The organism is Mesorhizobium sp. WSM4312 (assembly GCF_002294875.1).
In the GTDB taxonomy this organism is placed as follows: domain Bacteria; phylum Pseudomonadota; class Alphaproteobacteria; order Rhizobiales; family Rhizobiaceae; genus Mesorhizobium.
Genome location: NZ_NSFU01000022.1, coordinates 93,999 through 100,285, shown reverse-complemented (window position 1 = coordinate 100,285; position 6,287 = coordinate 93,999). Strand labels below are relative to the sequence as shown.

Here is a 6,287-nt window from a genome sequence, read left to right as displayed (position 1 = left end):
CGCGTTGGTCTCGTTGGGCACGCCATGGGTGGCCCAGCGTGTGTGGCCGATGCCGATCGTGCCGTCGAGCGGCTCCTCCTTGAGCCGGCGTTCGAGGTTGACCAGCTTGCCTTCGGCGCGGCGGCGGACGAGCTCGCCATGCTCGATGGTGGCGACGCCGGCCGAGTCATAGCCGCGATATTCCAGCCGCTTCAGCGCATCGACAATGAGCGGCGCAACCTGCGAGTGGCCGACGATTCCAACGATACCGCACATGCAGATAGCCCCCGATTCCCCATGGAAAACCAGCGATACTTAGGGATGGCCGGTCTACCGCGAAAGTCACATTGCATTTCGCCCGGTGTAACGGACGGTTGTGCACCCATGCACCATGACAGACCGCTGTTGCAATCCGGTTACTGCAATTGGTCGGTTTTTCGATTGCTTCGGCGGGAAGTAAACCCGCTGGCTGACCGCTAGTGATCGGCGCCAGCCGCTTTCTTCTTCGCCGCCGCGGCCGAGGCAAAGCGCTCGCGCAATTCCTTGCCCTTTCCGGGGATCGTCTTCTGGCGGGCGCGGCCGAAGGCCAGCGCGTCGTCTGGCACGCTTTCGGTGATCACGCTGCCGGAGGCGATGTAGCCACCCTTGCCGATCGATACGGGCGCCACCAGCGAGGAGTTCGAACCGACGAAGGCGCCCTCGCCGATGTCGGTGAAGAATTTCGAATAGCCGTCATAATTGCAGGTGATGGTGCCGGCGCCGATATTGGCCCCCGCGCCGACACGGGCATCGCCGATATAGGTCAAATGGTTGACCTTGGCGCCCTCCTCGATGACAGCCTGCTTGACCTCGCAGAAATTGCCGACCTTTGCCTTGTTCCGAAGATCGGCCCCCGGCCGCAACCGCGCGAACGGACCGACATCGCAGTTCGCGGCAATGGTCGCGCCTTCAATATGGCTGAAGGCATGGATCTTGGCGCCGCCGGCGATCTTCACGCCCGGGCCGAACCAGACATTCGGCTCGACGATGGTGTCGGCGCCGATCTCGGTGTCGTGCGAGAAATACACCGTCTCCGGCGCGATCAGCGTCACGCCCGACAGCATCGCTTCCTGGCGGCGGCGTGCCTGCCAGATGCCTTCGGCCTGGGCCAGTTCGGCGCGGTTGTTGATGCCGAGCGCATTCTCGAAGCTGGCCTCGGTGGCGACGACATCAAGGCCTTGCGCACCGGCGATCTCGACAATGTCGGTGAGATAATATTCGCCCTTGGCATTCTTGTTGCCGACCGCGTCGAGCAGCTTCAGTGCGTGGGCTCCGGCCACCGCCATCATGCCGGCATTGCAGAAACCGATCTTCTTCTCCGCCTCGGAGCAGTCCTTTTCCTCGCGGATGGCAATCAGCTTGCCGCCTTTTTCGACCAGCCGGCCATAGCCGTTTGGATTGGGTGTTCGGAAGCCGATCACTGCCACGGCCGCACCTTCGGCGAGCTTCAGCCGAGCCAGGTTCAGCGCTTCCGCATCAATCAGCGGCGTGTCGCCGAACATCACCAGGATGTCGTCATAACCCCTTGATATCGCTTCACGTGCGGCAAGAACAGCATGCGCCGTACCCAGGCGTTCTTCCTGCACGAAGGTCTCGGCCTTGGGCGAGAACTTCGCCACCGCCTTGCGCATCTCTTCCGCGCCATGGCCGATGACGATCGCATCGCTGCTGGCGCCGGCGGCGTCGGCCGCCTTGACCACATGAGCGACCATCGGCAGGCCTGCGATCTGGTGCAGCACCTTCGGCAGCGCGCTCTTCATGCGCGTGCCTTCGCCGGCGGCGAGAATGACGGACAGGCAGGATCTCTGGCTCATGGAAGGGCAACCGTAGGAAAAGGGTTGGGAATCAAGACAGGATAGCAGTGGCGCCATGCTGCACCAATGCGGTTAAATTCCGGTGAGGTGGCGGAGCAGCTGACTCTTGATCAGCTACCCCACAGCTCGATCCTAACAGCAATAGCGGCAGTGGCGATCTACCCCAGCCGGCCCAGCACCGGGAAATTCTCCAGCAGCCAGTAGGACACGGTCTGCACACCGCCGGTGAGGAAGAACACGCCGGCGACCACCAGCAGCGCGCCGATCGCCTTTTCGACGCGGCCGAGATGGACGCGGAATTTGCCGAGGAAGCGCATGAAGGCGCCGGAGAACAGCGCCGCGATCAGGAAGGGGATGCCAAGGCCAAGCGAATAAGCGGCGAGCAGCAGCGCGCCCTCGCCGACGGTTTCGCGGCCGCCGGCCAGCGTTAGGATCGGCCCCAGCACCGGGCCGATACAGGGCGTCCAGCCGAAGGCGAAGGCGAGCCCCATGACATAGGCGGCGATAGCGTTGGCCGGCTTGCCTTGCGACTGGAAGCGCGCCTCGCGCGACAGAAGCGGAATACGCAGTATGCCGAGAAAATTCAGGCCCATCAGGATGATCAGCACGCCGGCGCCCATCGCCAGCTGCTCCTGCCAGACGCGCAGCAGCCGGCCGATGGTCGAGGCGCCGGCGCCGAGCGCGACGAACACCGTCGAGAAGCCGAGCACGAAGGCGATCGAGGAATAGAGCAGCGCGCCGCGCGTGCCTTCGCGGGCTGTCACGCCCGCATCGCCGCGAAAATCGTCGACCGACACGCCTGCCATGTAGCAGAGATAGGGCGGCACCAGCGGCAGCACGCAAGGCGACAGGAACGAGATGGCTCCCGCCCCGACGGCGCTGACATAGCCGATGTCCAATGCCATTCCAAAACTCCAACTGCTCCCGGCCGGATATAGCGACGGCCAGGCCTGTCTGCCAATCACCATTATGTGGAACGTCAGCGGCATACCGACATGGGGACGAAAGCGGCGGCATGGGACGTTGATATCAAAGAGGCCGCGATTTCCCGCGCCTCTCCAATATCAGCCAGGGAGATTTCCATGAAAACCATGACCATAGGGCTGGCCGCGCTGCTTCTCAGCACCGCCGCATCCTTCGCCGCCGACGCGTGGAAGAAAGCCGAGGTCAACGGCACCAAGATCTACACCGACGCCAAGGGCATGACGCTCTATACCTATGACAAGGATGAGAAGGGCAAGACCAATTGCTACGACAAATGCGCCGCCAACTGGCCGGCGCTGAAGGCCGCGGCCGGCGCCAAGGCGGACGACGAATGGAGCGTCATCGACCGCACCGACGGCACCAAGATGTGGGCCTATGACGGCAAGCCGGTCTACACCTTCATCAAGGACAAGAAGGCCGGCGATGTGAACGGTGACGGTGTCGCCGGCGTCTGGCACATGCTGAAAGCCGATTGATCCTCGATACAATTGCCCGCCTGACGGCGGGACAAGGCTGGTCGCCGGGCATCCTCCATGCGGACCGGCGGCCAGCGTCAGGCGGCCTTTCCCCTCGTCGTCCCGGCATCGTACGCAAGCCGCCTTCTCCGCGACTCGGCGCAAAATGAATCGGGCCGTTCGCCCCGAGCAAGCGACGTCATCCCTCCCAGCCAAAATCTGTGATTTTCTCCATACACTCTAAGAGTGTATTGCTGCGAACAGCCCCGCAATTTGGGCGCTTCCCCTTGACCGGATGCAAAAGCGCGGCCATGTGAGCGGCAAATAGAACGAGATTTCGTCGCGCGCAGCGGAATTCTTCTGCCGCATCACAGCTGATATGAGACCTCATGGACGTCGTCGTCGTCGAATCGCCGGCCAAGGCGAAGACAATCAACAAATACCTCGGCAAGAACTACAAGGTTCTGGCCTCGTTCGGCCATGTCCGCGATTTGCCGGCCAAGGACGGCTCGGTGCGCCCGGATGAAGACTTCGCCATGTCCTGGGCGGTCGACACCGCCTCGGGCAAGCGGCTCGCCGACATCGCCAAGGCGGTCAAGGATGCCGACGGCCTGATCCTCGCCACCGACCCGGATCGCGAAGGCGAGGCCATTTCCTGGCATGTGCTGGAAGTTCTGAGGCAGAAGCGTGCGCTGAAGGACAAGCCGGTCAGCCGCGTCGTCTTCAACGCCATCACCAAATCGTCGGTGCTGGAGGCCATGGCCAATCCGCGCCAGATCGACGCGCCGCTGGTCGATGCCTATCTTGCCCGCCGGGCGCTGGACTATCTCGTCGGCTTCACGCTGTCGCCGGTGCTGTGGCGCAAATTGCCCGGCGCCCGCTCGGCCGGCCGCGTCCAGTCCGTGGCGCTGCGCCTGGTCTGCGACCGTGAATCCGAGATCGAACGCTTCATCCGCGAGGAATATTGGCAGATCGCCGCCATCCTCGGCACGCCACGCAACGAGACTTTCGAGGCGCGGCTGACCGCCTTCGAGCGCAAGAAGCTGCAAAAGCTCGACATTGCCAACAAGGCGCAGGCCGACGACATCAAGGCAATGCTCGAGGGCGCGACCTTCAAGGCATTGTCGGTGGAAGCCAAGCCGACCAAGCGTAATCCAGGCCCACCCTTCACCACCTCGACGCTGCAGCAGGCCGCTTCATCGGGCCTCGGTTTCTCCGCCACCCGCACCATGCAGGTGGCGCAACGGCTCTATGAAGGCATGGAGATCGGCGGCGAGACCGCCGGCTTGATCACCTATATGCGAACCGACGGCGTTCAGATGGCGCCCGAGGCGATCGACGCTGCCCGTGAGGCCATCGCCAAGGAATTCGGCCCGAAATACCTGCCGGAAAAGCCGCGTTTCTACACGACCAAGGCCAAGAATGCCCAGGAAGCGCACGAAGCGATCCGCCCGACGGATTTCATGCGCACCCCGGCCTCGGTTCGGCAATATCTCGATTCCGACCAGATGCGGCTTTATGAGCTGATCTGGAAGCGCGCCATCGCCAGCCAGATGCAGCCGGCCGAGATCGAGCGCACCACGGTCGAGATAGAGGCGGTCAACGGCGCCCGCAGCGCCGAGCTTCGCGCGGTCGGTTCGGTCGTTCGCTTCGACGGCTTCATCGCCGCCTACACCGATCAGAAGGACGATGACGCGGAGGACGAGGAAAGCCGCCGTCTGCCGGAAATCCGCGCCGGCGAGCAGCTTGCCCGCCAGGCAATCAACGCCACCCAGCACACGACCGAGCCGCCGCCGCGCTATTCCGAAGCCACGCTGATCAAGAAGCTGGAAGAGCTCGGCATCGGCCGGCCTTCGACCTATACGGCAATCCTGAAGACGCTTGAGGACCGCGACTATGTCACGATCGACAAGCGCCGGCTGGTGCCGCAGGCCAAGGGCCGTCTATTGTCAGCTTTCCTCGAAAGCTTCTTCGAGCGCTATGTCGAATATGACTTCACCGCATCGCTGGAGGAAAAGCTCGACGAGATTTCCGACGGCAAGCTCGCCTGGAAGGACGTGCTGCGCGATTTCTGGAAGGATTTTTCGGGCGCGGTCGCCGACATCAAGGAGCTGCGTGTCACCGACGTCCTCGATGCGCTGAACGAGGAACTGGCGCCGCTGGTCTTCCCGGCGCGCGAAGACGGCTCCAACCCGCGCATCTGCCCGAAATGCGGCACCGGCAACCTCTCGCTGAAGCTCGGCAAGTTCGGCGCCTTCGTCGGCTGCTCGAACTATCCCGAATGTTCCTTCACCCGCCAGCTCGGCGACGCCGCCAATCCGAATGGCGAGAATGGCGGCGGCGAGGACGGCATCAAGGTGCTCGGCAAGGACCCCTACACGGCGGAGGAAATCACCCTGCGCTCGGGCCGCTTCGGTCCTTACCTCCAGCGCGGCGACGGCAAGGAAGCCAAGCGCTCGAGCCTGCCCAAGGGTTGGACGCCCGAGACCATCGACCATGAGAAAGCATTGGCGTTGCTGGCGCTGCCGCGCGATATCGGCAAGCATCCCGAGACGTCCAAGATGATCTCGGCCGGGCTCGGCCGCTACGGCCCGTTCGTGCTGCATGATGGCACCTACGCCAATCTCGACAGCATCGAGGATGTCTTCTCGATCGGCCTCAACCGCGCCGTCACGGTGATTGCCGAGAAGCAGTCGAAGGGCAAGGGCGGCCGCAATGGCGGCACGCCGGCGGCCCTGAAGGAGCTTGGCGACCATCCGGATGGCGGCGGCAAGATCGTCGTGCGCGACGGCAAATACGGGCCTTACGTCAATTTCGGCAAGGTCAATGCCACGCTGCCCAAGGGCAAGGATCCGCAATCGGTGACCATCGAGGATGCGCTGGCGCTGATCGCCGAGAAGGAAGCCAAGGGCGGCGGCGGCAAGAAGCCGTTCCGCAAGGCTGCCGCGGCCAAAGCGCCGGCAGCCAAGAAGACCGCGGCCAAGAAGCCGGCAGCGAAGAAAAAAGGGTAGGACGG

General features: G+C 63.5%; 4 protein-coding genes and 1 pseudogene. 2 read left to right on the top strand and 3 right to left on the bottom strand.

All coding sequences use genetic code 11. The annotated features are described in order from the left end of the window. From CK228_RS29505 to CK228_RS29495, 3 genes and pseudogenes are all read right to left on the bottom strand, one after another. Positions 1–255 (bottom strand): annotated as a pseudogene (locus CK228_RS29505) (glutamine--fructose-6-phosphate aminotransferase); the annotation flags it as partial. A gap of 200 nt (positions 256–455) precedes the next feature. Continuing rightward, positions 456–1,832, bottom strand: coding sequence for a bifunctional UDP-N-acetylglucosamine diphosphorylase/glucosamine-1-phosphate N-acetyltransferase GlmU (glmU, locus tag CK228_RS29500; RefSeq protein ID WP_095790094.1), 1,377 nt, complete (start codon positions 1,830–1,832; stop codon positions 456–458). A gap of 158 nt (positions 1,833–1,990) precedes the next feature. Further along, positions 1,991–2,737, bottom strand: a complete 747-nt coding sequence (locus CK228_RS29495) for a cytochrome c biogenesis CcdA family protein (RefSeq protein ID WP_095790093.1) — start codon at positions 2,735–2,737, stop codon at positions 1,991–1,993. Positions 2,738–2,914: 177 nt separating this feature from the next. Here CK228_RS29495 and CK228_RS29490 point away from each other — a divergent pair, with 177 nt between their 5' ends. Beyond that, positions 2,915–3,292 (top strand): hypothetical protein, encoded by a 378-nt coding sequence (locus tag CK228_RS29490; RefSeq protein WP_095790092.1) that lies wholly within the window; start codon positions 2,915–2,917, stop codon positions 3,290–3,292. 368 nt (positions 3,293–3,660) lie between these two features. Further along, a complete protein-coding gene (topA, locus tag CK228_RS29485; RefSeq protein WP_095790091.1) occupies positions 3,661–6,282 on the top strand; it encodes a type I DNA topoisomerase in 2,622 nt (873 codons plus the stop codon). The last annotated feature ends 5 nt before the right edge of the window (positions 6,283–6,287 follow it).